This is a genomic window from Viridibacillus arvi (genome assembly GCF_001274945.1).
Classification (GTDB): Bacteria; Bacillota; Bacilli; order Bacillales_A; family Planococcaceae; genus Viridibacillus; species Viridibacillus arvi.
Window position 1 is genome coordinate 66352 of the sequence record NZ_LILB01000009.1, and the last position, 24472, is coordinate 90823.

The following is a 24472-nucleotide window of genomic DNA, read 5'->3' on the forward strand; positions in this document are numbered from 1 at the left end:
CAGGGCTTTAATTTTATTTGTAAATAAAAAAGTCTAAATATAAAAAAGGAGAAACTATGATTATTTTAATTAATGGCGCCTTTGGTGTTGGGAAAACAAGCGTTGCGGAACAATTGCATGAAAATTTAGAAGAGAGTCTTATTTTTGACCCGGAAGTAGTGGGATATATGCTCAGACATATGTTACCAAATGATATAAAAGAAAAAGAGGCCCCTAGTGGAGATTTTCAGGATTTTATTTTATGGAGAAAGTTATTTGTAGAAACAGCAAGATGCCTTCATGAGCAGTATGGGAAGACATTGATTGTCCCAATGACTATTAGGAACTTTGAATACTTCACTGAAATCATGAAAGGCTTATATAAAGTGGATAAAGAAGTGTATCATTTCTGCTTAACAGCTACTAAAGAGACAATTCATAAACGTTTGTTAGAACGAGGAGAAGTTATTGGGGATTGGTGTTTTCAGCAGACAGATAAATGTTTAGCTTCATACGAAAACAATGACTTTTCGCATTATATTAATACAGAGGACAAAAATTTAACTGAAATAATCGAGGAGATTGTTGAGAAATTAAATTAATGTTAATAGATGAAAATGAATTGGCAAAGGGCGGTTTTCATGAATATTCAAGGTATAAATCACCTCTTATTTTCGGTTTCAAATTTAGAGAAATCCATTGAATTTTATCAAAATGTATTTGATGCAAGGTTATTAGTAAAAGGGCGCGCTACAGCATATTTTGATGTCGGTGGTATGTGGCTAGCATTAAATGAAGAAGATATATCCCGCAATGAAATACACCAGTCCTATACTCACATAGCATTCACCATAAAAGATTCGGATTTCGATGAAATGTATGAAAAGCTTAGAAGTTTAAATGTAAATATACTATCTGGTAGACAAAGAGATCAACGGGATAAGAAATCTATTTACTTTACAGATTTAGATGGTCATAAGTTCGAATTTCATACAGGTACATTACAAGACAGAATGGATTATTACATACAGGATAAAAAGCATATGGAATTTTTTAATGACAGTAAACCGCAATAGCGAGGGAAGATTGAGATGACAACAAATGTTTACTTTGTAAGGCATGCGCATTCAGTGTATACATCGGATGAAGTAACACGACCGTTATCAGAAGCAGGGCTAAGAGATGCCAAGAACATTTTAGAAAAGCTTAAATTGAAGAAAATTGATACATTCATATCTAGCCCATATAGAAGAGCCGTTCAAACAATTGAGCCTCTAGCAAAATACAATAAAGCTGAAATTAAACTAAATGAGACTTTTCAAGAGCGTAAGCTCGCTCAAGGAGAAGTAAAGGATTTTACTGCAGCAATAACAAAGGTTTGGCAAGAACCAGATTTCGCATTTGATAATGGGGAATCCAATTTTAAAGCCCAAGCCAGAGGTATAGAAGGTTTGATGGATGTTTTACATACTTATCAAAATCGTAATATTGTGATTGGAACACATGGGAATTTGATGGTATTGATTATGAATTACTTTGATGCGAAATATGATTTTACATTTTGGAAAGAGCTACAAATGCCAGATATTTATAAGTTGTCATTTGATAGTGTAAATTTAATGAAGATAGAACACGTTTATTAGGGGGGAGATTAGTAGATGAGAATAATCGATACGACTGAATATTTTTTAGAAAATTACAATCCAACGATTAGCTTTTTAAAAGGATACTATGACAAGTATCCGAAAGTATTTCAAGAGTATTTTTTGTATCACTGCAAAGATACAGAAGAACGCCATTTACAATCGATTAGTAAATATGAACATGAATTCGAAAGTATTAGATTAGTTAAAGAAACAATAGTTTCAATTATTGAAAGAGTGGAATCAACCTATAAAGAAAAATATAACGTTAAGTATCCATTGGATGTAAATTTATTGATTGGTGGTTATGGTTCTAATGCTTATACATATAGAGAAATTATTCCTGACATCAGTTTTGCGCTAGAGAAATTATCTCCAGAAATTAATCATTTAGAATATATTGTGGCGCACGAGTTTGGTCATGCTACGCAAAATATTATTTCAGATAAGAACAAAATAGATTGGACAAAAATAGAATGGAGCAACCCACTCATTTGGCTAAACCAAGAAGGCGCTGCTACGCATTTGTCTCGCCAGGCTGTACCAAATCTATTGCCACATCAGTATTTTTCTTATGATGTGGATGGAGCAGAATGGTTATTGTTTGCTCAGGTAAATTTTGATGATATAAAAAGGGCCTTTCGTGAAGATTATCAAAGATTAAACTCCAAAGAATTGTTTTACGAGTGGTTTTCTATTAACGGTGGAAAGAGATTTGAACACACGCGCCTTGCTTACTTTTTAGCAGAGGATTTCTTTCAAAAACAGGTAGCTACTTTAGGAGAAATAGAAGCAATTACTGCTTGGGGAAGAGATGATTTTAAACAAATGGTTGAGAAATGGTTAACTGAATTATAATGATGTAATCACAGAAATATCGTTTAATCCTACATCTAAGTCACCTATCAATGTTCGAAAGATAGGTGGCTTTTTAATTTCTACTGCAGCTGTTTCAGAGTTCATGGCATAATGTACACAGTGACAAATGAGGGGAATTAATGGAGGCTGTTATGGATTTAAAGCAGATTTTAATTGATTGGGTATCAATGTCTATATTAGAGCGTAAAACTCTAATTGCTGAGCAGGGCGACGAGTTGTTATTCAATATGTTACAGGAAATAGGTGCTGTCGATGCAGAATTACGTGATCAACTGATTTATAGAACGTTTATGGAAATGCTTGGGGAGCAGTTACTCTCACATGAGCAAATGCAGTATTTGTATAAAGAAATTGTATCGGAAAAAAATTTATTTTTCCAAATCGGTGATGAACAGACTGATACAGTATTAACGCGTTCTTTTTCAGCGTTGTTGTTGACAGGTATTTTAACAACAGATGCAGAGTTAAGATTCTTACCTGATGAGGCATTGACTACATATTTAGAAAAAAGCGGTCATTATTTACAAAAAGAGCGAGATGTTCGGGGATTTATAGATGGTAAGGGATGGGCACACAGTATAGCACACGGTGCGGACTTAGCTGCTGCAACGGTCCGTCATCCAGCCTTTGAACTGCGCATGGCGCCACCAATACTGCAAGCTATTAAAGCATGCCTATGGAAAAATGCCGTCTATATAGATGATGAAGAAGAGCGTTTAATTATTGTGATAGAAGAAATGATGAAAAAAGGTGTTTCAGAAGAAGTATTCGTTGAATGGGCAGAGCAAGTTTTTGATAAGCTAGATCATCATCTGTATAGCATAGGGTATGATCCATCGTATTTTAAAGCGAGAACTTGTACGCTTCATTTTATGAAAACATTATATTTTGCATTGAAAATTAAGAAGAGTATGCCGAAATTAGAAGGCGTTGTATATATGCAAATCGCTAAACATTTTAAATTAGGTTAATTATGAAGGATTATTTAATTATGATAGCTTAGAGAGTTTAGACTAGATAATGATATAAAGCCTTTTAAAGTGTGTTAGAAAGTTTGAGTTTTGTTATATAGGGAACGGTACATACTAGTTGGGGAAAATATTTAAAACGTATTTTCGACTAGGAGGGTGCAGAGTAATAATGAATAGTAAAAAGATTTTAATAGGAATACTATTACTAGTTTTTGCATTAACATTAGCCGCTTGTACTGGTAATAATGAAAAAACAGATACGAAGGTAAATGATAAAGAAATGAATATGGACCATTCTGTATCAGCGGAAATACCAGCTGATTTAAAAGAAGAGGAAAATCCAAAATATAAAGTTGGAAGTAAAGTGATTATCGAAACAAGCCATAAGGATGGTATGAAAGGTGCAGAAGCCATAATAGTAGGAGCTTTTGATACAAATGCCTATGCTATTTCATATACACCTACAAATGGTGAGGGAAAAGTGGAGAATCATAAGTGGCTTATTCAACAAGAAATTGTTGATGCGGGTGATAAATTACTGAAACCTGGTACAGAAGTTAAGATAATGGCTTCACATATGGAAGGCATGTATGGTGCTGCTGCCAAAATCGACTCTGCAGAGCCAACAACTGTATATATGGTTAATTACAAACCAACTACTGGTGGTAAGGCAGTGGAAAACCATAAGTGGTTAACAGAGAATGAAATAAAAGCTAAATAATATTTGCCCTTTAGATTGCTAAATCTGAAGGGTATTTTTTATTTAAGTAGAATAATAATTCTAAGACTTACAAAGTAGAGGAAGTGAAAATGAAAATATGTATGTATATACTATTTTTGATTTTTTACACCTCTATAGATTGTTAAAGTTAAACTCAAAATAAAGGGGAAATTTTATATAGAGTATTAGAATCTAAATGATTCTGCAGAAAATATTATAGAAGTTAAACTTTCTATGAAATTTGAATTGCTATTTGAGTGTTAAGATGCAAGTTATGCATCTTATAGAAGGACGGGGGATGAATGAGCACATTAAAAAGAGGAGCAACATTAATAGGATTTATATTGTTACTTGGTGCTTGTAGTATTGCAGAAAAAGCTATTGATAAACCGATTGAACAGCAAGTTATGTTTACAGGAAAAAATATGATGAAATACCCTAAGTTAACCACAAGGGAAGAAACTATATTAGATAGAACTACGGAACAATATCTTATTTATGAATACCAAATAGATAAATCGTACAATCACTTAAGATTATGGGTTGAGGCATATGAAAAGGGGAAGTTAGCCGATTCAGAAGTTTTACTCCTTAACTCTGAAGTGAAAGGTAGTGGTACCATCATTATGAATACAATTAAAAAAGCTGAATCCAATGCAGAAAATATATTAAGTTTGAGTGTAACCTCTAGTAATGGAAGTAACTCAAGTAGTATAAGAACTCAGCTTCCAAAAATGCCATCCGAACCGACTTTTACGGTATGGAAAAGTACAATTGCAGCTGAGAAAAATATTGAGTCTGAAATGATTTTAGGTTATATGATTCATGGATATTCTAATGAAACAGAACCTCACAATTATGAGGAACTTAGCGAGAATCCCCAAAAATTGATTAAAGAGCTATCGGCTAATAAAGAAGTTTATATATTAAAAAGTAAATTTATAAAAAAGTAAAATGACAGTGAAAAGGAGACACGGTAATGAACCGTGTCTCCTTATTTAAGTTGTTCTTAATGTTGTTTTTAATGTTGTTTTTAATGTTGTTCTTAATGTTAACTGGCCATTTTTCATTTCATAAATTTTATCGCAATAAGATAAGATGCTTTCATCGTGTGTTACCATCACAGCTGCTTTATTTTTTTCCTTTACCTCTTTTGCAATGAGTGCAACGATTTCGCTACTACGCTCAGAATCAAGGCTAGCAGTTGGCTCATCAGCAAGAATAATATCAGGATTGTTCATTAATGAACGTGCAATCGCGACACGTTGTTTTTCACCACCAGATAGATGCTGTACATAGTGATTTGCGCGATGAGCAAGACCTACTGATTTTAATAGTTCATCTGCTCTCTGTTGTGTTTCTTTATTCCAAGAGCCTGCAAGATCAGCTACTAATTTAAGCTGATCTTTTACTTTTAAATAAGGAACTAGATTAGAAGCTTGGAATATATAGCCGATTGAATGTAAGCGTACATCTGCTTTTTGCTTGTCATTATAGTTTGCTATATTTTCACCATTAACGATCATTTCTCCGCCATCTGGGCTCAGAAGTGCACCTGCAATAGATAGTAGTGTACTTTTACCTGAACCTGATGGACCGAGTATAGCAATAAGCTCACCTTTAATTGCTTGGAAATTGAGGTCGTGTAAAATCTCAACTTCCTGTTCACCGTCTTGAAATACTTTACGAATATTTTTTAATTCTAATGGAATTTTAGTCATTATTCTGCCCTCCCCATAGCTTGTAACGGATCCGCTTTTACAATGCTAGCACTTGAAAGTAACGCACCGAAAATCGACACGATAAATAAAACACCAGAGTATATAAGGATTACACCAAAGTCAAAGACGAATGGAATACCTTTTGGCATAATAGCTTGCAAGATTGCTGCAAAACCGATTGCTGCACCAATACTTACAATGGATAGGATAATTACTTGGATAATTGTAGAACCAATGAGGAAACCGTTTTTTGCACCAATTGCTTTTAAGACACCAAATTGGTTAACTTTTTGAATCGTCATAATATAAAAGAAGGCTGTTAAAACGAATACTGCTATTACGATTAGAAATGCCAACATCATGAATAATGATTTTTGTTCAGCATCGTAACCAGGTATGCCTTTAATAACATCGCCTTTTTCTGCCCAAACCCCATCTTTTATAGTAGATGAAACATCTTCTTGTAAATCTTTATTAGCATCCTTTATAACAATCGTGTTATAGGATACTTTTTGTTTTGATGGAAAAAGGTTTTCCCAGCTTTCTTTGTTTACAAAAGCTACTGGTGTATGACTGAACGTTTGTTTCTCAGTAAAACCAACTACTGTATAAGTAATATCTGAGTTTTCTTCGTATAATTTATCACCGATTTCAATTCCTTGTTTTTTTAATGAGTCATCGGCAACAATTGTTGGTCCTTTAGATGATTTAATAGTTGAGCCTTCAGTTACTTTAGGCATTAGGAAGCTATTTGGGTCAATGCCCATCATGCTTACGTCGACTTTTTTATCTGAGTCTACTTCCTTTAAAGAAAGCATTTGTAGACCGACTGCTTGCAGGTTTTTATTGTCTTTTATATCTGATAAGACTTTTTCATCAAAGCGAGAGCGATCGAGGCGATTGTCTGCATCTTTGTCTAAGTAAAATGCATGTGCATTCATGTTCTGAATAGAAGATGCGTTATCTGATGACAAACCGTTTGCCAATCCACTAATGATAAACACCAACGCTGCAACGAAAAACATGATAAAACCGATCAATGAATATCTAAGCTTGAAAAACCGAATTTCTTTTAATGAAAGAGAAAACATATCTACTTCATCCTCCTGTTCTTGGTTACATCCATAATGTACATCTTGAATATGAACGGAAGATGAATAAGAAGTTACAAAAAAAGTCAGTTATTATTTATGGAGAAGTCCACAAGATAATAACTGACAATATTATTGAATGGGTAATGTCACAGAAAAGATCGTACCTTTATTTTCTTCACTTATAACATCAATTTTCCCATTATGCAATTTGATGATGGATGAAACGATGGATAAACCAAGACCAGAGCCTTCAACAGAATGGGTTCTTGAAGTATCTACACGGTAGAACCGATCGAATATCCTATCAATTTCATTCTTAGATAAACCTATTCCTTTATCTTGGAAAGTGACGATAACGGATGAATCTTTTTTTGCTATTGCTAGATCAATGCTTCCATTTTCTTTATTGTACTTTATCGCATTCGTTAAGAGGTTGTCCCATACGGTGTTAAGTAGTAAAGGGTCGCCTACTATTTCGAAATCTGGTAGAGAATAACTGAGCATAATTCCTTTTTCTCCAATAGCCCATTGATATTGGCGGACAAGTTCTTTAAGTTGCTCTGCTACATTAAATGATTTTTTCTTCATAATATCTTCATTCTGATCTAAAGATGAGAGGAGTAGTAGTTGCTTGGTTAGAGTAGAGAGTCTTTCAATTTCTCCATTTATAACTGCAATATATTTTTCTTTATCTTCAGATGGCAGTTCATCTTTTCCTAATAAGTTTGTATATCCTTTAATGTTCGAAAGCGGAGACTGGATGTCATGGGAAATATTTGAGATAAATTCTTTTCGAATATCATCGAATTGTTCTAACTGACTTGCCATATGAGAGAAGCTTTTTGCTAGCTTACCTAATTCATCATTTCGGTTAATATCTAGCTCAACATTAAATTTCCCTTCGGCTAACGAGTTCGTCGCTTTTGTTAATTTAGTAATAGGCTGTACTAAATATTTTGTACTGATGAGTACCATTAAAATACTTAGTATTATTGTTAAAGCAAATAGCCAACCAAATAAAATATGCATTTCATTGAAAAGTAATTTTATGTCTGGTCTAAGGAAGAGTGCATATTGTTTGTTATCATGTGTTAATGGTACTCCAATCGTATTTCTCAATTCATTTGCAAAAAATCCAGTGACAAATGTTTCTTGTGGGAAATGAAGAAGCCCGTGGTAAATCTCATTATTTAATACTTGATCTATTGTAGAATTTGGCAATTCCTTCACGCGAAAATCTGCACCGAAATAAGTACTTTTTCGAGATGTATCAACCAAGTATAGTTGATAACCGATGAATGACAGATTTTCGAGATAGTCCTTCAAGTCAGTGGTCGGATGTTTTTCGGCAAATTCAGCTATATCTAAAGCAATTTGTGTATTCTTTGCATCGTTAAATGGTTTTAGCTTTTGTTGATAATAAGTATTGGATATAAAGAATGATAGCATGCCACTTAGGAGCATAATGCCTATCGTCAACATAATGAATTTAAAGTAGAGGGATTTCATATACTTTTGTCCTCCAATAAGTAACCAATCCCGCGTACAGTCTTAATCTGAATGGTATCTGTTAGATCTGAAAAACGCTCACGTAGCCGTTTAATATGAACATCGACCGTGCGATCATCACCTGCAAAGTCTAATCCCCAAACTTGTTCAATTAAATGCTCCCTAGAAAATACTTGTTTAGGATGAGACATTAAAAAATACATCAATTCAAATTCCTTCAATGGTAGAAATATTGTACGATTACCAATTTGCACTTCATAATTTGATTTATTTATTGAGATGTCACCTAGACGAACGACAGAATTCTCGACATGTTTATCGTAACGGCGTAATAATGCCTTAATACGAAATAGTAATTCTTGTGGTTCAAATGGCTTTACAAGATAATCATCTGTACCGGAGTCATAGCCTCTTTCCTTATCGGTAATTTGGTTTTTGGCAGTTAGTAAGATGACAGGAATGTCGTACTGCTTGCGTATTTCTTTTGTTAAAGAATAGCCATCCATATAGGGCATCATCACATCGATAATTGCTAAATCACAGAGTATCCCTTTAAGAATGCGCAATGCTTCCACACCATCATTTGCTTTATATACATGGTATCCAGCATCTTGTAAATGCACCTCTACCAAATTTAGAATATTTACATCATCATCCACAATTAGAATGCTGGTCATTTATTTAGCCCCTCCAATTAAAAACGGTACCTTTGTCTAATAATCATATATTACTTTAGTAAATAATTAAAATCACAAGATGAGGTCAGCAATTTTTGTTGACATGAAACCAAATGGTTGTATATAATTTTAATGCGAAACCAATTGGTTGTATATTTGTGGTAGGAAAAGGAGAATTTCAATGACAAATAATAAGCAAGAGACATTACAAGATATAAAACAAACAGTACTCGTAAATGCACCTATTCAAAAGGTGTGGGATTATGTATCGACGGCAGAAGGAATTGAAGCTTGGTTTATGCCAAATAATTTTAAATTGGAAAAGGGATATGAATTCCAAGTGCAATCTCCGTTTGGACCTTCACCTTGTAAAGTAATCGAAATCAGTGAACCAAATCGCTTATCTTTTGAATGGGATATTGATGGTTGGATTGTAACTTTCATTTTAAAAGCATTAGGAGAGAAGACAGAATTTACTCTTATTCACGGTGGATGGAAGTATGCAGATACTATTGTAACGAAAGCACAACAACCAAGCTCTATTATTCGAGATACCATGGAACAAGGTTGGGTTGGAATTGTTCAGCATAAATTCAAACAAGTGGTTGAAGGTTAAGTATGTCAGCTGCAGAAAAGTATGATGTGTTCCAAGCAATTGCTGATCCAACACGTAGAGAAGTATTACATTTATTAGCTACAAAGGAACGATCCATTGCAGAAATTACGACTCATTTTGATATGAGTCGTACAGCAATTGCAAAGCATCTTCATGTACTTGCAGATGCGGAGCTTGTTAGTGGTACAAAAGTGGGTAGAGAGAAAATCTATATGCTACAACCTGAACCATTAACTGAATTGAAACAATGGCTAGCTTTTTATGAGCAATTTTGGAATAACAAGTTAACAAAATTGAAGTACGTTGTAGAAAAAGAGATGATGACAGATACGGAATAGTTGGTAAATGTAAAAACTGTTCAATTGATAGTAAGTGAAGGGAAAGGGTGGGGGAAATGACAAAAGTAACGCCGTTTTTAATGTTTCAAGGGAATGCTGAGGAAGCAATGAATTATTATGTTTCTTTAATTCCAGATTCAAAAGTTTTGCATATTATCCGCTATGAGGCTAATGGAACTGGAACTGAGGGGAGTGTAATGAAAGCTGCATTTTCATTGAAAGGACAGGAGATTCTTTGTATTGATAGTAATATACAACACGATTTCACGTTTACTCCTTCATTCTCTCTTTATATTACTTGTGATTCAGAGAAGGAAATAGATTATTTATACGGCAAGTTATCTGATGGAGGAAGTGAGTTAATGCCATTAGGTAATTATGGCTTTAGCAAAAAGTTTGGTTGGCTTGTTGATCAATTTGGTGTCTCTTGGCAACTTACATTTGAGTGATTGAATAATGAGTTTAAAACTTCTTGTAATCAAAATTTTCAAAGAAAAAAGGTTTTGCCCTAACGTTGAAGTGGGGCAAAACCTTTTCTTTGTATTAAGCTTGTAAAAGAGCTTTATCTTTTCGACCATGTAGAAAATAATATAGAACAATTGAAATTAAGATGACTATTACCATTGAAAGAAATAGGTGGCGATAGCCAAATACAGGTACTAGGAAGCCGAGTAAATAAGGGCCTACACCGAGACCAAAATCGTAAAATATAAAATAAGTGGATGTTGCTAATCCTAATCGATGATTAGGTGTAACTTTAATCGCAAGTGCTTGGGCAATGGAATTAAAGTTACCATAACCTAGACCGATTAATGCTGCAGCTAAAAGCAAAATAATACCTGAGCTTGCTTGACTGAATAATGTCATGCCAATTGCAAAGATAATTAGACTTGGATAGACGATTATGTTGGCGCCTTTAGTATCCATTAAGCGTCCAGTAAATGGTCTTGAGAGTAATATAACAATGGCATAAATAAGGAAGAAGTAACTACCTGCAGTGACTAGATTAATAGACTCTGAGTAAAATGATAAGAATGACATAACTCCTGAATAACTAAATCCGATGATTAGAGCTACGAATGAGATAGGCACTGCTTTCGTTTCGATAAAGTTTGAAAGTTTAAATCCTGAATTAGAAGCTATTTCGGTTTGTGAAGATTTAGTCGCTACTTGTTGTGGTACTTTTACTAGTAAGAAAGTGGCTAAGCAGATGAAAGATAACCCTAAATTGATTAAGAAAATCATATAGAAATCCGGGAAAATTTGAGTGAGTAAAATACCAACGAATGGTCCTATTGCTGTTGCCATAATGGCGCTCATACTGTAATAACCAATACCCTCGCCACGTCGTGTAGGAGGAATTAGTTGGGCAATGATTGTACCTGTTGCAGTACTTGCAATACCAACAGAGAGCCCGTGAAGGAAACGGTTTGCTAGTAAAAGTGGTAGATTAAATGCACCGAAATACAATGCTGTAGTAGCTGAAAAGGCAATTAGTCCGATTAATAATGTTTTTTTACTGCCAACATCGCCAATGATTCGGCCAGTAACTAGACGCCCCATTAATGTACCGATAATGAAAATACTAGATACTAAGCCGGCCATGCTAGTTGAAGCGTTAAATTCTGATTTTGCAAATGATGCAATAGTGACCATCAACATGAAAAAAATTAATGTAATTAGAAAGTTAATTAATGAAACAATGATAAAATCTTTTGTCCATAGTTTTTCTTTAGACATTCGTCATTCGCATCTCCTATTTTAATAGATTATTTCTTACAGTCTCGAGGACTTTACTAACAATGATTTGCTCTTCCACACTTATGCCTTCTAATGCATCAAGCTGAAATTGTTCTATTGTTACTTGTACATCTTTACACACATCGTGCCCAAATGAAGTTAACTGTACTTTTTTTTCACGTTTATCCTTACCAGGTACGGTAGTTACATAATCAAGTTCAATTAATTTTTGAATCATTCTAGTAGTAGTTGGTTTTTCTACATTTAAGGAATTGGAAATTTCAACAAGAGTAAGTGATTTTTCACTAATGAGTAATCGTAGGATAGCCCATTGAGAGCTATAAAGTTGATGGCTCGCCAAATAAACGTTCAATTTATTAATAAAAGGGCGGTACATCATTCGGTATTCATGGAAAAAAGCTTGATGTGGTTGCATATCGAAATATCCTCCGTATAGTTAGTTAGGTTAAGTAACTATTAAAATACTAAACCTTTTTGAACCATTTGTCTAGATGTGGTTAAAAAAAGTACAAAAAAATGCCAAGACCTTTTAAGGTCTTGGCATTTAATCTATAGTTTTACACTTTAAACTCATGAATCATGTCTTGTAATTCTTGAGCATTTGTACTTAAATCTTCAGCAACTGAGTTAACTTGGTTCATCGAAGTAGTTTGTTCTTCAATAGATAAAGAGATTAATGTTATATTATCCGATGAATCTGATGCTCCGCTTGCAATTTCAGTAACGGATGCGGAAACTTGTTCAGCACTAGCAGAAATTTCTTCTGATGTAGCGGAAATTTCCTCTACCTGGACAGTGATGGCTTCAATAGCAGAAGATATGGTTTTGAAAGCTACTCCTGCTTCGCCAATAACTTGAACACCATCTTGTACAGAGGTTAGCCCTTCACTCACAGCGGAAGCAACGTTTTTAGTATCACTTTGAATTTCTTCAGTAAGTGTTACAATTTGAATCGCTGACTTTTTCGACTCTTCAGCAAGTTTACGTACCTCATCTGCTACAACAGCAAAGCCTTTACCATGTTCGCCTGCACGAGCTGCTTCGATTGCTGCATTAAGTGCAAGTAAATTTGTTTGGTCTGTAATATCCGTAATGACATGTGTAATAGCACTAATTTCTTCAGACTGTTTGCTTAGTTTTCCAGTTAGCTCAGCGATTAAATTAGTAGAGTTAGAGATGATTTGCATCTGATTTTGCGCCACATCAATTGTTTCTACACCATCTTTTGCAGTCGTAGTCATATTAACGGTATTTTGATGTAATGTCTGTGTTGCTTCAGCTATACGCTGAACACCAGCTGCTGTTTCGTCCATTGCTACAGCACTTTCTTTCGCTGCCGAAGCAGAAATTGAAGCGATATCTGCAGTTTGGTGGATACGTATTGCAACTTCGCTCCCAGCTGCAGTAATTTCCTCAGTACTAGCTGATAATTCCTGTGAGGATGCAGAGAGGTGCTCACTGTTTGTTTGAATGTTATGGATGAGATCTCGCAAAGTAATCTTCATATTGTTGAAGACGTTTGCCAATGTGCCAATTTCATCCTTAGATTTGTATGTAATATCCGATTGAGATAAATCACCCATAGCAATAATCTCGGCAGATTGAACTACTGCTTTTAATGGCTTTGTTATCGACTTTCTAACAAAGCTAATGAAAAATACACCTAGAACTAAGCTAACTATTAGAGCAACTATGGAACTCCATAGAGATTGTTTAAGAAGAACTTTTAATCCGTCACCAGTAATTTGTAACTTCTCTTTTTGATACTGAATAATTTTGTTAGATGATTCAAGAAGACCTTTGCTTGCGCTCGTAGCTGTTGTATCAACTAGTTGGATTGCAGCGTCTTTATTACCGTTATCAAATTCTTTTAATGCACTTGCAACTGCAATATTAAAATCATCGTTAAATTTAGTCGTCTCTTTTAAATAGCCTTTCATTTCATCGGAACGGGATATTTGAGATAATTCAGCAATTTTATCGCTAACTAAGTTTTGATATGTATGTAAATTATCAAGTCTTACGCTAATGTCTTGTATGAAATAAGAACGTAAAGTAGAATCTTGCATTGCTATACCAAATTGAATATCTTTTGTGATTTCTATTTGAACAAAGCGGTGATCAATTGCTTCCTCTACTTGTGATTGGATTTTAGAATATTGATAGTAAGATAAAACAATTATTAAAGCTAATAAACCAACAAGATTGAGAAATCCTATATTTAATTTTTTGCCGACGGACATATTTTGGAACCTTCTCCCTTTTTAGATTTAATATAATAATTACTTTGATGGAAAAACAATAAATAGTCAACAAGTATTAGTCTGAAAGTCATAAAATATCTACATTGGTAGTGAAATGTAATTAGTTTAGTGTCATATGGTTTTATCGTTTTAAAAGTATTAATTTGAAGTAGTGTCTTTAAAAATTTCTTCTTACTCTGAAAAATGCTACTCTAATTTATATGGAATATTCTAAAAATTGAAGGGTTGGGTTTTATTGTGTCTATAGAGAATAGAGATCGTGTGTTACCGTTTGAACAAGTTGTAAATTTCAGAGATATGGGGGGCTACCCTGCAGCAGATGGTCGCAAAGTGAAGTACGGTGTGTTTTACCGCTCAGGCGAGTTACATAAGATGACTACAGTTGATCATGAACTTTTTAAAACTTTAGGAATTAAAACGGTGTTCGATTATCGAGATGATAAAGAAGCAGAAGCAAAGCCTGACCCGCAATTAGAAAATGTACACAATGAGCGAATTCCTGCAAAAGGGGACGTAGGCTTTAAAATGCCGACTTCTTCTTTGAAGGAAATGGATAATCGAGCGTTTCTACAAACTGTTAATGCGGACGTATTTACGGAACTCTATGCACAATTACCTTTGGATAATCCATCGTATAAGCGTTTAATGGACATTATCCAGGATCCTGAAAATCTTGGATTATTGCATCATTGTGCGGTAGGGAAGGATCGTACAGGTGTGGGTGGTGCGCTTATTTTACTTGTCTTAGGTGTAGACGAAGACGTTGTAATGCAGGATTATTTAATAACAAATGATTGTATGAAGCCAGTACAAGATGCGATGATTCCTATGTTATCGCAACATTTAAATTCAGAACAATTACAGCATTTTGGTGATATTATGAGTGCTAAAGAGCGATATTTACAAGCTACATTTGATGCCATTAAAAATCGTTATGGAAATTATAGTACATTTTTTGAAAAAGAATTTGGGCTTACAGAGGGAAAAAGGAAGGCAATACAAGAATATTGTTTGGAATAATTTTATAAAGCAAACTTAAAACTCTCTATTACCAGAAAATTAATAAGGTAATAGAGAGTTTTAATATTTTTAGATTTTAAATTTATGAACTGCACGGTGTAGTGTTTCCGCCATTTGAGCAAGATTATTTGAAGAAGTGCTGATTTCTTCAATACTTGCAGATTGTTCTTCCGAGGCAGCTGCTACATTTTGAATGCTACTAGATGTTTCTACAGAAATGACGCTTACTTGGTCCATCGACTGGGCAATATCCTCAATACCCTTATTCATATTCTCAATGGCGTTATTCACTTCAGTCATTTGAGCATTTACTTGGTCTACAGATGTAACAATGTTCTCAAAAGCTTCGCCTGCATTTTCGAATGTTGTTGCACTGTCTCTTAGGTTACCATAGCTGATAGCCATTGATTCAGAGGCGTCTGATGAATCGGTTTGAATTGTTTCAATCCGAGTTCTAATTTCATTTGCTGCTTCGCGAGATTGCTCAGCTAATTTACGAACTTCTTGTGCAACTACAGCAAAGCCTTTACCGTGGTCACCTGCACGAGCCGCTTCAATTGAAGCGTTTAGAGCAAGTAAGTTGGTTTGATCTGTAATTTCAGTTATGAGTGTCACGATATTACCGATTTCTCTTGTATTATCGCTTAGACGTTTCACTACTGCAGATGTTTCTTGAATGGCATCATAGGTAGTATTCATTTTCACTACAGCACTGTTGATAATTGTGTTTCCACTTGTAGCAATCTTCGAAGTTTCTTGAGCTTTGGCAGATACATCTTCAGTACTTGAAGCGATTTGATTCATTTTGGTAGAAATCGATGAAACGGTCGTATTCATTTCTTCTACAGCGCTTGTTTGCGTTTCCGAACCTGCCGCAACCTCCTGCATGGATTCTGTAATTTGTTTAATCGATTCATTCGTTTGTTCAGAGCTAGCGGTAAGTTCCTCAGAAGTAGCTGCAACTTGTTCAGCATTTTCTGCAATCGAAGTGATTAAAGATCGTAAATCGGTTGCCATATTATGAACGCCTTCGGACAATTGTGCAACCTCATCTTGCCCTTTAGTCTTTAAACGTTCCAATGTAAGATTGCCTTGTGCAATTTCCTCCACATATTCTACAACAGCAACGATTGGAGTCGTAATCCGTTTACTTATGACGTAAGCAATGAGTGCTCCAAGTATTATAAAGATAAGTGTCAAACCGACGGAAATCATTAGTACGGTTGATTGCAGGGAAGAGATAAAGGAAGCATCCATATCAATTCCGAAAATAATATCTGTGCCCATAAATGGGACGAATATCGACTTATGGACCCCGTATTCATCTTTGTAAATTTCACTAGTTTGAGTTTTTTGATCCTTGACTGTCTTGATCATATTGTCATTGAAAGTATAGTCAGCTTGTTGATCATCCTTATTACTTAAAGCAACGATATGTTCTTTACCATTTGAATTTGAAAGAACATATGTATTTTCAACGCCAAACGCTTTTTGTTTTTTGTTCAAAATGCTAAGTAATTCATTGTATTTTTCAACATTATTGTTATCTGCACTTATTACAAGTTCTTTGTCTATATCTGACATAATTTCTTGAGATATTAAAGTAAGACTTTTTTCAAATTGTACAATCACATAGTTATTTATAATATGTGTTGAGAACAAGTATAGTGCAATACTGAAAATGATTGAGAAAATCGCAATCGGGACTACGAAACTAAATACATATTTATACAAAATCGAGCTTTTGAATTTAGTAAACAAGTTCAACGTTAGACTCCTCCAAAGTTTGAATCGCATTTGAAATAGAAGCTACCATTTCATCTAAATGTTGAACTTCTGTATAAGGTGAAATAGCAAAAAGTTTCGCAGCTGCAACAGGAATCATATTCTCTGAATCGATAACAGGGATAGTACAAACCTTTGTTGTATCACCAAAGAAAACATTCTCACGGTTATGGCCAAGTATTTCGAATAGAGATTGATTTAAATTATTGATTGCTTGAACTTGCTCTAATGTAAAAGTACCTGTTTTTTCTTGAGACCAATTTAATCCTTCTGGATACAGACGGAATGCTGTCACCGGACCAATATTTGAATCATTCACAACGGATACATTAGGAAGTTGTTTTTGGATTTTATCTCTGAAAGCTAGGTTTACACGGACGTAGTTAGCTAAAATTTGTTGATAACCTTCTACACCGAAAGCAGTTAAAGCAGCATAGATAGCTATTGAGCTACCCATACGAGAGCATTCTAAAGTGTAACCTGTATGATAACTACCATATCCTCTATTACCAACATAAGGTGTATCAAAGTCTTCTAAATCAAGTAATCCGAAGTGTTTACCTTCTTTGACTAAAAATAAGCTTGTTAAGTAAGGTGTTTGACCAAGCTTTTGGAAGTCAAAGCATAAGCTATCGGCAAGGGAGATATGTTGCATACGCTCATTAATACTTTGCAAGCTTGCAACCACATTATCCTCGAATTTAAGTGGGTTTGTAATAAAATCATAAGATTTAAAGAAAGAATAAAATCCACCCAATGCCGAGTCAGCGTGAATATGAATTGGTTTCAAGTCGAATTTAGCTTCGACTTTAGTAGTGATGTCTTTGATAGCTTTGACATCATCAATCGCAAAACTATCTGTTGCTCCAGTTGTAGCAACGATATAGACAGGAATACCACCTTTATGAATAACTTCTTCTAATTTGTTTGCTAAGTCTTTTAAATCCATCGAATGATCACTAGTCGCTTTAACTCGGATAAGGTTATTACTACCGATGCCAACAGCTTCAGCAGATTTTAATAGACTATAGTGAGCATTTTCAGAAGCGAAGCAATATAAATTGCGAGGAACGCCTTCTTCTTTTGCATGTGGGAATTGTTTTGCGATTGCTAGACGTAATCCGCTAAATACTGCCCCTTGTCCTCCCCAAGTTGTATAACCCCAGCTTTGTGTGAAATCATAGCCAACAAGTTTCGACATCATGCCAATAACTTTTACTTCACTTTCAGCTGCAGCCGGTCCGTAAACATCCCATAGATTATTACCATTTAATAATGTTGTTGTTAATAATCCGATGATGCCAGGAATACTAGCCATTGGTAGAACGTTTGTTACAAATTTTCTTGTATGATATGGATGGCCTTTCATTAAGTCGATTAAATCATTTACTACATTGTCCATTCCAGTTGCTTTAACAGGAACTTCATAGTTTTCAATTAGTTCTTTATAGAAATTAGCGGATCTTTCTTGCATAGGACCTAGTGTACTTTTTTCTGGATCCTTTAACTCATCAAGTGATGTGAAAATCTTTTCTATATAATTTAAAATCTCTTTACGCTGTTCTAGATTCCCGTCTTCACTAGGGAAAAGTTGTTGAATTTGCTGCATTTGTTTAACACCTCTAATTTGAATTTTAATTAAAATAGTTAATAAAGCATAATTATAGCATACCAACTTTAGTTCTTAATACACTAAAAATAAAATTTATTAAGTAGGGATATATAATCACCTTAATAAATTTAATAGTAATTATATATAGAATTTTCTGTGTTTTGGAACTATTAATAACTGAAGGTAGGTTAAGAATATGATAAATGTTATAATATAAAATAATTAACATAATATTAAAAATATAGGAAAGGTTGTATTGTGATGAATATAGTAGCAATGTTCAAGATGACTATTGCGATGGCGTTATTCGGTTCTATCGGTTTTTTTACAGTGAATACAGGAATTCCAGCAGAGGAACTAGTATTCGTACGCTGTATTTGTGCGACATTTTTTTTAGGGGGGATATGGTTTTTTACTGGCGGTCATAAAACAGAACAGTGGTCACGCCAGGAAATAATCCAGACGCTCATTTGTGGTGTGTTTTTAGTATTAAACTGGGTGTTTTTATTTAAAGCATTTCAGGAGATGTCTATTTCAGTAGCTATTACGATTTATAATTTAGCGCCTATTTTTGTATTGATTTTGGGGAGTCTATTTTTAAAGGAAAAAATGACGGTTCAAGCGATCTTAGCTGTTATTGTATGTTTCCTTGGTAGTATTTTTATTATCGGATTAGATCAGTTTACATCTTTTGAAGCATTGTTCACTTCAGGGTTTGTGTGGGCTATGCTGTCTGCAATTTGTTATGCATTAACGATGTTTGTAGGAAAGGGCATAACTCACTTAAGTGCTTATGCAATGACGTTTGTACAGACAGCAGTTGGAATTGTCATTTTATTACCGTTTATGGATTATGGGGTATTTGAAGGACTGACAACTTCAAATTGGATGTACATTTTAGGAACAGGGTTAATACATACTGGTTTTGTTTATTATTTATTTTTTGATAGCTTGCGTAAGTTGCCGACAATTGTGGTTTCTGCGTTAGTTTTTGTTGATCCAGTCGTTGCAATTTTATTAGATATTGCGATTTTGGATTTCCGACCTACTTTGATACAAACTGCTGGAATAGTGCTTATTTTCGCAGGTATTATTTATACGCTAGTTAAGCCGAGTAAGCAGATTGCTGAATTGTCAGAAGTATAAAAAGAGCTGTCCCAGGTTATATGGGACAGCTCTTGATAGTCTTAAACTTCTTTTATCATTAATACATGTTCAATACCTGCATCTAGGAAAATATCAGATGCCACGTGATAGCCTAATTTTTCATAGAAGCCTTGTGCTTGAACTTGGCCATCCAATTTTACTTTTGAAGCGCCTAATTCTTTTGAAGCGATATCCTCTAAAGCTTGGATAATAACTCGGCCTAATCCTAGTTTACGGTATTCTTCAAGAATAGCGACACGTTGTATTTTGCCAACACCTTCAACTAAGCGGATGCGGCCAGTGCCGACTGCTTGATTTTCATCATTTGTAACAAGAATATGGTGGCATTCTCCGCCAAGATGATCGAATTGATCGATTTCCTCTTCAGCAGGTACTTTTTGTTCCTCTACAAATACTTTAACTCGAATATCAAATGCTTTTTGTAAGTCTTCTTGTGTTGTGATTTTGTGCGTTTTCATATAATTCAGCTCCTCTATTTTTCTATTCTGAAATTGGGTTTGTTCTATAAGTTATTTTAACAGGTGCTGTGTGAAGAATCTCTATTAATTGCTCGGCCATGTATGAGGATGAGTGTTGAAACCCTGCCTTCACCCATTCTATCATCATGCCTAAAATAGCATATGAAGTATAACTGGCAAGTAAATTATTATCTATTTTATTATTAGTATTAGTATATATATTCGAAAGATCTTCTAGAGCTAGTCTTTTCAACTCAATACAAATTCTATTTTGAAAGCCATATAAAACATTTGTTTTAACTGTAAGAGTGTAGAAACTTGCGTGTTTTTCAACATGTTCGAAAATTTTCACAGCAGATGAATTGAGTTCTCTAATTACAAAATTCTCCACTTGTTTATATGGTTCACGATAGGAAATAATTAAATCTGCGACGACATCCTCAATAACCTCATTCAATAGATCTTCTTTGTAATGATAATGTTTATAGAAGGTACCGCGGTTGAGATCTGCAAGTTGTACAATATCAGTAATAGTGATAGCTTTGAAATCCTTATTTTGCATTAAAGAAAGTAAGGATTCTTTTAATGCTATTTTAGATTTAATAATTCGTTTATCAACTATAGAATTTTTTGTAGACATAAACGTGCCTCCGCTGTTCAATATTTTAGATTAATGAACAAATACCTAATCAACTGTTGCTTATTCAACAAAAGTCCTGTGATTTGCTGATTGAATGGCGTATCTAAACCACATTATACTATAAATAGATGAGGTGTATTAAACATCTGTTGATTACTATAATAGTAGGGGGAAGTCTATATGAAACTTCAAGGACAGGTTGCAGTTGTAACAGGAGCTGCTTCAGGGATGGGTAAAGCAATTGCGACTTTATATGCACAAGAGGGAGCAAAGGTAATCGTATCAGATATTAATGCAGAAGCTGCGGATGTAGCGGTTGCGGAAATTAAAGCTAATGGTGGGGAAGCAACAGCAGTAGTGGCAAACGTAGCTAAAGAAGAAGATATTCAGAACTTAATCGATACAACAGTGAGCCTTTATGGAACAGTTGATATTCTTGTAAATAATGCTGGAATAATGGACAATTTCGAAGCAGCAGCTGATATTGAAGATAATCAATGGGAGAGAATTTTTGCTATTAATACAACGAGCGTAATGCGTGCGACACGTAAAGTTTTACCTATTTTCTTAGAAAAGAAAAAGGGAACAATTGTAAATGTCGCGTCGGCAGGTGGCTTAAACGGAACTCGCGCAGGAGCAGCTTATACAGCTTCCAAACATGCAGTTGTTGGTTTCACGAAAAATACGGCGTTCATGTATGCAAATGATGGAATTCGCTGTAATGCGATTGCACCGGGAGCAGTAGAAACAAATATTAATAGTTCAATGACGAACATTAATGAATTTGGTGTTGGACGAGCAATGTCAGGATTAAATATTAACCCACGAGTTGGTCAACCGGATGAAATTGCAAAAGTAGCATTATTCTTAGGATCTGAGGACTCTAGCTTTGTTAATGGAACAGTAATTGTTGCAGATGCAGGTTGGACAGCTTACTAATATATAGAAATAAGACACCGTTTCCTAATAGAAACGGTGTCTTATTTAGTCTTGACCGACAATGGTACTTCTTCTATCAAGTAAGGTAACATCTCTCCACACACCATTTAACTGACCAAAGCGTTCGCGTACGCCAACCTCCCTGAAGCCGAATTTCTGATGTAGATGTATGCTCGAGGCATTCTCAGAGAAAATTTGTGCCTGGATTGTCCAAATACCACTCTTTTCACTTTCTTCGATACATTTTTTTAATAGCTTAGTACCAACGCCCATTCCTTGAGCACGATTACTAATATATATGCTATCCTCTGTCACACCTTTGTGGAATGTATTATTGGAAAAGGGGCTAAGTGCAATCCATCCAACAATTTCTCCATCCACACGTGCGACAAAACGACATTCATTTAAATGTCCAGCGTCCCATTGCTCCCATGTAGGAGGAGTGGTGCGAAATGTTGCATTACCGCTTTCAATCCCTTCAATAAAAATAGCTCTAACTTGGTCCCAATCGGTGGGTTTCATTGCATCAATCATCACTTGTTCTGCCATATGGTTGCCTCATTTATAATAGATTTCAATGCTTGAAAATATTATATTCCATAAAGCGCAGAAAAAGTTTAATTATCTGAAAATATATTAAGAAACGAGTTTTAGTCCGACTGCTGCACTTAGCACCATCGTAATGAAAACAATACGTTTCCAATCTTTTGATTCACCAAAAAAGAAAATCCCAATCAACGCTCCGCCAGATGCGCCGATTCCTGTCCAGATAGCATAGGCAGTGCCCATAGGAATTGTGTTCATAGCATACGATAGACAAGAAAAGCTAATTGTAAAGCCAGCGATTAGGCTTAACATAATAGTTGCTTTCTTTTCATACTGCCATTTGTTCATCATTGCTACTCCGAAAACCTCACAAAATCCTGCTACAATTAACGCGATCCAAGCCATTATTCTGCCTCCTCTTTTTTATCATCTGTGACAATCTTCAATCCCATCACACCGATAAGCAATAAAATAATGAGTAAAATTTTCGAGATTTTAAATGGCTCATCGAAAAACAAAATGCCTGTAATGACAGTTCCAGCAGTACCAAGTCCTACAAAAACGGCATATACCGTGCCAACAGGAAGATAACGTCCTGCTACTAGTAATAAATAAAAGGTAAAGACGATGGCAAACGCAGTACCTCCCCAAGTCCAAACATCATATGAGTGTTTTAACCCGATAACCCATAACACTTCAAAAACAGACGCAACAATTACAATTAACCAATGTTTGTTCAACTCATTCATCCTTTCTAATTTTCGATAAAAAAAGCCCAAGAGATACTGAATTATCAGTAGTCTCCCAGGCTTTTATCCTTCCGTGGCATAGCTATATAGCTATGAGATTTCTCTCGGACCAGGCTAGCAATATGCTACGGAACCCTAGAAATCATTGTTGTATCAAGTTAATTAAATTGTAATAAAAAGGAGTGGAAAATTCAAGTGAGAAGGTTATTTATCGAGATAACCGCGTTCACCAAATGGTTCTAATTTAGCAATCCATTGCTCTTCAAGTTTTGCTAATTCTCTCTTCGTATCGAAGAATCCTTCTTCTTTTTTCTTCAACACTTCAAGAATTTCAATTTCAAATGAAGTTTCACCAAATTTGTTCCAATCTGCTTGTAGAGCCTTATTAGTATGGTTATTCATCTTCAGCATGAATTGTACACCATTTAATCTCTTTAAATTATTTGTACTGCCGATATAGATTTTCTTATTTGCTGTGTTAGTAATTTTATAAACACCTGATTGGATAGGGGTTTCTTTATAAAGTTGTTTGAGTTCTTTTTGACGGTCCACTATTAACTACCTGCTTTCTTTATTTTTTAATCCAATATGCACTGCCATCTGCTTTACGATCTAAAAAGCCATATTCGATTAAATAGCGACGAATCATAGCATAGTCGTCATGGATTGGCATGAGAATAGCATTAATTTCTTTTTCTGTATAAGTACTTTCCATCTCAAAGCGATTTGTAATTTCACGTAGGATAATAAGTTTTTGTTTTTCCTTTTTCGGAAAGCGTAACAAAGGTCCATTTGTGCCTTCAGGGAAAAGTTTATTTAAAACTTCATCCTGCTCTTTGTTGGTGATATTATAACGGTCATCAACCATCGTAGCAGTTTTGTGTACAGGTACGAATGTAGGTGCATTCATATCTTTTTCTTTTAATAGCTCCATCATGACTAAAAACGTTTTTGCTTGGCGTTCCTTTTCCTTTAAGGCAAATCGATGATGACGGATTGTAGAGGCACTACCAATTTCTAATTCTTGCTGTACTTCAGCATCAGTTTTCCCTGCATAAAATAGACGTAATAAATTGCTTTGATGCTCAGTGAGGCCTGTCATCTTTTTATTAAGTCCGATTAAATATGCAAAAACAGATTGATGTGTTTCTTTAATATGCATTTGCATATATTTCTCCGCTTCATAAAGTACATCATTTTGGGGATAAATAATGCCCTTTTCTATTTTTTCTCCACAAAGAAGGCAAGTGTAACAATGTGCATCTTCTGAATAGCCCTTTTTTAGTTGATCGATTGATGCATTCCAAAATAGTTCTGAGTTCTCCATATATGAACACCTTCAATTCTTGGTTTTATTTTTAAACTTAGATATAAAATGTTTGT

General features: G+C 34.8%; 29 protein-coding genes and 1 riboswitch. Of the genes, 13 read left to right on the forward strand and 16 right to left on the reverse strand.

The window, feature by feature from the left end; translation table 11 throughout:
* Positions 1 to 56: 56 nt before the first annotated feature.
* From AMD00_RS21510 to AMD00_RS21540, 7 genes are all read left to right on the forward strand, one after another.
* A complete protein-coding gene (locus AMD00_RS21510) occupies positions 57 to 581 on the forward strand; it encodes an AAA family ATPase (RefSeq protein WP_053419053.1) in 525 nt (174 codons plus the stop codon).
* Between the two features lie 39 nt (positions 582 to 620).
* Positions 621 to 1055: a metallothiol transferase FosB gene (gene fosB / locus AMD00_RS21515; protein WP_053419224.1), complete on the forward strand. Its 435-nt coding sequence runs from the start codon at positions 621 to 623 to the stop codon at positions 1053 to 1055.
* 15 nt (positions 1056 to 1070) lie between these two features.
* A complete protein-coding gene (locus AMD00_RS21520; RefSeq protein ID WP_053419054.1) occupies positions 1071 to 1622 on the forward strand; it encodes a histidine phosphatase family protein in 552 nt (183 codons plus the stop codon).
* 15 nt (positions 1623 to 1637) lie between these two features.
* Positions 1638 to 2480 carry a hypothetical protein gene (locus AMD00_RS21525; RefSeq protein ID WP_053419055.1) on the forward strand — a complete coding sequence of 281 codons (843 nt, stop codon included), beginning with the start codon at positions 1638 to 1640 and terminating at the stop codon, positions 2478 to 2480.
* 152 nt (positions 2481 to 2632) lie between these two features.
* Positions 2633 to 3472, forward strand: a complete 840-nt coding sequence (locus AMD00_RS21530; RefSeq protein ID WP_053419225.1) for a DUF2785 domain-containing protein — start codon at positions 2633 to 2635, stop codon at positions 3470 to 3472.
* A gap of 169 nt (positions 3473 to 3641) precedes the next feature.
* Positions 3642 to 4193 (forward strand): YdhK family protein, encoded by a 552-nt coding sequence (locus tag AMD00_RS21535; protein ID WP_053419056.1) that lies wholly within the window; start codon positions 3642 to 3644, stop codon positions 4191 to 4193.
* A gap of 302 nt (positions 4194 to 4495) precedes the next feature.
* Entirely contained in the window at positions 4496 to 5146 is a 651-nt protein-coding gene (locus AMD00_RS21540) for a hypothetical protein (RefSeq protein ID WP_053419057.1), read from the forward strand.
* A 45-nt stretch (positions 5147 to 5191) separates the two neighbouring features.
* On the opposite strand, the gene AMD00_RS21545 is transcribed toward AMD00_RS21540, so the two are convergent.
* The 4 genes from AMD00_RS21545 to AMD00_RS21560 form a co-directional block, all read right to left on the reverse strand.
* Positions 5192 to 5914: an ABC transporter ATP-binding protein gene (locus AMD00_RS21545; RefSeq protein WP_053419058.1), complete on the reverse strand. Its 723-nt coding sequence runs from the start codon at positions 5912 to 5914 to the stop codon at positions 5192 to 5194.
* Positions 5914 to 7005, reverse strand: coding sequence for an ABC transporter permease (locus tag AMD00_RS21550; protein ID WP_053419059.1), 1092 nt, complete (start codon positions 7003 to 7005; stop codon positions 5914 to 5916). Before AMD00_RS21550 ends, AMD00_RS21545 begins: the two co-directional genes overlap by 1 nt.
* A gap of 132 nt (positions 7006 to 7137) precedes the next feature.
* The gene (locus tag AMD00_RS21555; RefSeq protein ID WP_053419060.1) at positions 7138 to 8517 is read right to left on the reverse strand and encodes a sensor histidine kinase; all 1380 of its coding nucleotides are present in this window, start codon (positions 8515 to 8517) and stop codon (positions 7138 to 7140) included.
* The gene (locus AMD00_RS21560; protein ID WP_053419061.1) at positions 8514 to 9194 is read right to left on the reverse strand and encodes a response regulator transcription factor; all 681 of its coding nucleotides are present in this window, start codon (positions 9192 to 9194) and stop codon (positions 8514 to 8516) included. The genes AMD00_RS21555 and AMD00_RS21560 overlap by 4 nt, the downstream gene beginning before the upstream one ends.
* A 181-nt stretch (positions 9195 to 9375) precedes the next feature.
* On the opposite strand from AMD00_RS21560, the gene AMD00_RS21565 reads away from it, so the two are divergent.
* The 3 genes from AMD00_RS21565 to AMD00_RS21575 are packed head-to-tail and all read left to right on the forward strand — an operon-like array spanning position 9376 to position 10597.
* On the forward strand, positions 9376 to 9810 hold the full coding sequence (locus AMD00_RS21565; protein WP_053419062.1) for an SRPBCC family protein: 435 nt from the start codon (positions 9376 to 9378) through the stop codon (positions 9808 to 9810).
* Between the two features lie 2 nt (positions 9811 to 9812).
* On the forward strand, positions 9813 to 10148 hold the full coding sequence (locus tag AMD00_RS21570) for an ArsR/SmtB family transcription factor (RefSeq protein ID WP_053419063.1): 336 nt from the start codon (positions 9813 to 9815) through the stop codon (positions 10146 to 10148).
* A gap of 56 nt (positions 10149 to 10204) precedes the next feature.
* The gene (locus AMD00_RS21575) at positions 10205 to 10597 is read left to right on the forward strand and encodes a VOC family protein (protein WP_053419064.1); all 393 of its coding nucleotides are present in this window, start codon (positions 10205 to 10207) and stop codon (positions 10595 to 10597) included.
* Positions 10598 to 10691: 94 nt separating this feature from the next.
* Here the strand turns inward: AMD00_RS21575 and AMD00_RS21580 are convergent, their stop codons facing one another.
* The 3 genes from AMD00_RS21580 to AMD00_RS21590 all read right to left on the reverse strand — a co-directional run bounded on the left by AMD00_RS21580 (position 10692) and on the right by AMD00_RS21590 (position 14152).
* A complete protein-coding gene (locus tag AMD00_RS21580) occupies positions 10692 to 11888 on the reverse strand; it encodes an MFS transporter (RefSeq protein WP_053419065.1) in 1197 nt (398 codons plus the stop codon).
* 16 nt (positions 11889 to 11904) lie between these two features.
* Positions 11905 to 12324, reverse strand: a complete 420-nt coding sequence (locus tag AMD00_RS21585) for a MarR family winged helix-turn-helix transcriptional regulator (RefSeq protein ID WP_053419066.1) — start codon at positions 12322 to 12324, stop codon at positions 11905 to 11907.
* A gap of 142 nt (positions 12325 to 12466) precedes the next feature.
* Positions 12467 to 14152 (reverse strand): methyl-accepting chemotaxis protein, encoded by a 1686-nt coding sequence (locus AMD00_RS21590; protein WP_053419067.1) that lies wholly within the window; start codon positions 14150 to 14152, stop codon positions 12467 to 12469.
* Positions 14153 to 14410: 258 nt separating this feature from the next.
* Between AMD00_RS21590 and AMD00_RS21595 the strand changes: the two genes are divergently transcribed.
* Positions 14411 to 15193, forward strand: coding sequence for a tyrosine-protein phosphatase (locus AMD00_RS21595; protein WP_245639579.1), 783 nt, complete (start codon positions 14411 to 14413; stop codon positions 15191 to 15193).
* A gap of 69 nt (positions 15194 to 15262) precedes the next feature.
* On the opposite strand, the gene AMD00_RS21600 is transcribed toward AMD00_RS21595, so the two are convergent.
* On the reverse strand, positions 15263 to 16960 hold the full coding sequence (locus tag AMD00_RS21600; protein WP_053419068.1) for a methyl-accepting chemotaxis protein: 1698 nt from the start codon (positions 16958 to 16960) through the stop codon (positions 15263 to 15265).
* Entirely contained in the window at positions 16944 to 18587 is a 1644-nt protein-coding gene (locus AMD00_RS21605; RefSeq protein ID WP_053419069.1) for a pyridoxal phosphate-dependent decarboxylase family protein, read from the reverse strand. The genes AMD00_RS21600 and AMD00_RS21605 overlap by 17 nt, the downstream gene beginning before the upstream one ends.
* A gap of 264 nt (positions 18588 to 18851) precedes the next feature.
* Between AMD00_RS21605 and AMD00_RS21610 the strand changes: the two genes are divergently transcribed.
* On the forward strand, positions 18852 to 19736 hold the full coding sequence (locus AMD00_RS21610; RefSeq protein ID WP_053419070.1) for a DMT family transporter: 885 nt from the start codon (positions 18852 to 18854) through the stop codon (positions 19734 to 19736).
* 41 nt (positions 19737 to 19777) lie between these two features.
* Here AMD00_RS21610 and AMD00_RS21615 read toward each other — a convergent pair whose 3' ends face one another.
* Both AMD00_RS21615 and AMD00_RS21620 read right to left on the reverse strand, forming a co-directional pair.
* Positions 19778 to 20215, reverse strand: a complete 438-nt coding sequence (locus AMD00_RS21615) for a GNAT family N-acetyltransferase (RefSeq protein WP_053419071.1) — start codon at positions 20213 to 20215, stop codon at positions 19778 to 19780.
* A 22-nt stretch (positions 20216 to 20237) separates the two neighbouring features.
* Positions 20238 to 20855 (reverse strand): TetR/AcrR family transcriptional regulator, encoded by a 618-nt coding sequence (locus AMD00_RS21620; protein WP_053419072.1) that lies wholly within the window; start codon positions 20853 to 20855, stop codon positions 20238 to 20240.
* A gap of 180 nt (positions 20856 to 21035) precedes the next feature.
* Here AMD00_RS21620 and AMD00_RS21625 point away from each other — a divergent pair, with 180 nt between their 5' ends.
* On the forward strand, positions 21036 to 21794 hold the full coding sequence (locus AMD00_RS21625; protein WP_053419073.1) for an SDR family oxidoreductase: 759 nt from the start codon (positions 21036 to 21038) through the stop codon (positions 21792 to 21794).
* A 45-nt stretch (positions 21795 to 21839) separates the two neighbouring features.
* On the opposite strand, the gene AMD00_RS21630 is transcribed toward AMD00_RS21625, so the two are convergent.
* From AMD00_RS21630 to AMD00_RS21650, 5 genes are all read right to left on the reverse strand, one after another.
* Entirely contained in the window at positions 21840 to 22343 is a 504-nt protein-coding gene (locus AMD00_RS21630) for a GNAT family N-acetyltransferase (RefSeq protein ID WP_053419074.1), read from the reverse strand.
* Positions 22344 to 22430: 87 nt separating this feature from the next.
* Positions 22431 to 22745 (reverse strand): DMT family transporter, encoded by a 315-nt coding sequence (locus tag AMD00_RS21635; RefSeq protein WP_053419075.1) that lies wholly within the window; start codon positions 22743 to 22745, stop codon positions 22431 to 22433.
* Positions 22745 to 23080, reverse strand: a complete 336-nt coding sequence (locus tag AMD00_RS21640) for a DMT family transporter (RefSeq protein ID WP_053419076.1) — start codon at positions 23078 to 23080, stop codon at positions 22745 to 22747. Before AMD00_RS21640 ends, AMD00_RS21635 begins: the two co-directional genes overlap by 1 nt.
* Positions 23081 to 23139: 59 nt before the next feature.
* Positions 23140 to 23239: riboswitch (guanidine-I (ykkC/yxkD leader) on the reverse strand.
* Positions 23240 to 23293: 54 nt separating this feature from the next.
* The gene (locus AMD00_RS21645; protein WP_053419077.1) at positions 23294 to 23641 is read right to left on the reverse strand and encodes a GIY-YIG nuclease family protein; all 348 of its coding nucleotides are present in this window, start codon (positions 23639 to 23641) and stop codon (positions 23294 to 23296) included.
* A 19-nt stretch (positions 23642 to 23660) separates the two neighbouring features.
* Complete coding sequence (locus AMD00_RS21650; RefSeq protein ID WP_053419078.1) at positions 23661 to 24416, reverse strand: DUF2087 domain-containing protein; 756 nt, start codon at positions 24414 to 24416, stop codon at positions 23661 to 23663.
* Positions 24417 to 24472 lie beyond the last annotated feature (56 nt).

Coding starts and splice junctions, on each gene's coding strand:
- AMD00_RS21510 (WP_053419053.1), top strand. CDS start 57: ATGATTATTTTAATTAATGGCGCCTTTGGTGTTGGGAAAACAAGCGTT.
- fosB (WP_053419224.1), top strand. CDS start 621: ATGAATATTCAAGGTATAAATCACCTCTTATTTTCGGTTTCAAATTTA.
- AMD00_RS21520 (WP_053419054.1), top strand. CDS start 1,071: ATGACAACAAATGTTTACTTTGTAAGGCATGCGCATTCAGTGTATACA.
- AMD00_RS21525 (WP_053419055.1), top strand. CDS start 1,638: ATGAGAATAATCGATACGACTGAATATTTTTTAGAAAATTACAATCCA.
- AMD00_RS21530 (WP_053419225.1), top strand. CDS start 2,633: ATGGATTTAAAGCAGATTTTAATTGATTGGGTATCAATGTCTATATTA.
- AMD00_RS21535 (WP_053419056.1), top strand. CDS start 3,642: ATGAATAGTAAAAAGATTTTAATAGGAATACTATTACTAGTTTTTGCA.
- AMD00_RS21540 (WP_053419057.1), top strand. CDS start 4,496: ATGAGCACATTAAAAAGAGGAGCAACATTAATAGGATTTATATTGTTA.
- AMD00_RS21545 (WP_053419058.1), bottom strand. CDS start 5,914: ATGACTAAAATTCCATTAGAATTAAAAAATATTCGTAAAGTATTTCAA.
- AMD00_RS21550 (WP_053419059.1), bottom strand. CDS start 7,005: ATGTTTTCTCTTTCATTAAAAGAAATTCGGTTTTTCAAGCTTAGATAT.
- AMD00_RS21555 (WP_053419060.1), bottom strand. CDS start 8,517: ATGAAATCCCTCTACTTTAAATTCATTATGTTGACGATAGGCATTATG.
- AMD00_RS21560 (WP_053419061.1), bottom strand. CDS start 9,194: ATGACCAGCATTCTAATTGTGGATGATGATGTAAATATTCTAAATTTG.
- AMD00_RS21565 (WP_053419062.1), top strand. CDS start 9,376: ATGACAAATAATAAGCAAGAGACATTACAAGATATAAAACAAACAGTA.
- AMD00_RS21570 (WP_053419063.1), top strand. CDS start 9,813: ATGTCAGCTGCAGAAAAGTATGATGTGTTCCAAGCAATTGCTGATCCA.
- AMD00_RS21575 (WP_053419064.1), top strand. CDS start 10,205: ATGACAAAAGTAACGCCGTTTTTAATGTTTCAAGGGAATGCTGAGGAA.
- AMD00_RS21580 (WP_053419065.1), bottom strand. CDS start 11,888: ATGTCTAAAGAAAAACTATGGACAAAAGATTTTATCATTGTTTCATTA.
- AMD00_RS21585 (WP_053419066.1), bottom strand. CDS start 12,324: ATGCAACCACATCAAGCTTTTTTCCATGAATACCGAATGATGTACCGC.
- AMD00_RS21590 (WP_053419067.1), bottom strand. CDS start 14,152: ATGTCCGTCGGCAAAAAATTAAATATAGGATTTCTCAATCTTGTTGGT.
- AMD00_RS21605 (WP_053419069.1), bottom strand. CDS start 18,587: ATGCAGCAAATTCAACAACTTTTCCCTAGTGAAGACGGGAATCTAGAA.
- AMD00_RS21610 (WP_053419070.1), top strand. CDS start 18,852: ATGAATATAGTAGCAATGTTCAAGATGACTATTGCGATGGCGTTATTC.
- AMD00_RS21615 (WP_053419071.1), bottom strand. CDS start 20,215: ATGAAAACGCACAAAATCACAACACAAGAAGACTTACAAAAAGCATTT.
- AMD00_RS21620 (WP_053419072.1), bottom strand. CDS start 20,855: ATGTCTACAAAAAATTCTATAGTTGATAAACGAATTATTAAATCTAAA.
- AMD00_RS21625 (WP_053419073.1), top strand. CDS start 21,036: ATGAAACTTCAAGGACAGGTTGCAGTTGTAACAGGAGCTGCTTCAGGG.
- AMD00_RS21630 (WP_053419074.1), bottom strand. CDS start 22,343: ATGGCAGAACAAGTGATGATTGATGCAATGAAACCCACCGATTGGGAC.
- AMD00_RS21635 (WP_053419075.1), bottom strand. CDS start 22,745: ATGGCTTGGATCGCGTTAATTGTAGCAGGATTTTGTGAGGTTTTCGGA.
- AMD00_RS21650 (WP_053419078.1), bottom strand. CDS start 24,416: ATGGAGAACTCAGAACTATTTTGGAATGCATCAATCGATCAACTAAAA.